Source organism: Sabulibacter ruber, assembly GCF_017355955.1.
Classification (GTDB): domain Bacteria; phylum Bacteroidota; class Bacteroidia; order Cytophagales; family Hymenobacteraceae; genus Nibribacter; species Nibribacter ruber_A.
In genome coordinates this window covers 1-250 of sequence record NZ_JAFFID010000188.1, presented here as the reverse complement: position 1 = coordinate 250, position 250 = coordinate 1, and the positions used below count along the sequence as shown (strand labels likewise).

Here is a 250-nt window from a genome sequence, read left to right as displayed (position 1 = left end):
GCCACGACATGATGGACAGTGCCGGCAGCGATCATCCCCAGCACCTCGGCGCCGCCTCTGCGGTCAGCGAAGGGCTTACCGGCGCTGACGCCCTCGTCCGACACGACAGCGATCAGCTCAAGCCCGTGCGCCTCACAGTAGGCGCGGATGCGCGTTTCCTGGTGGGAGATGGAGAGGCCGCTGTCGGCCTGGTCGTCGGTTGAGACGCGGACATAGCCGACCGCGGTGTTCTTGACCTTGCCCCTAACCA

1 protein-coding gene is annotated in these 250 nt (G+C 66.4%); it reads right to left on the bottom strand.

Going from position 1 to position 250, the window contains the following annotated elements; genetic code table 11:
* Positions 1 to 250 (bottom strand): recombinase family protein (locus JT719_RS24995; RefSeq protein WP_207436485.1); only part of this gene is annotated, 250 nt, incomplete at both ends.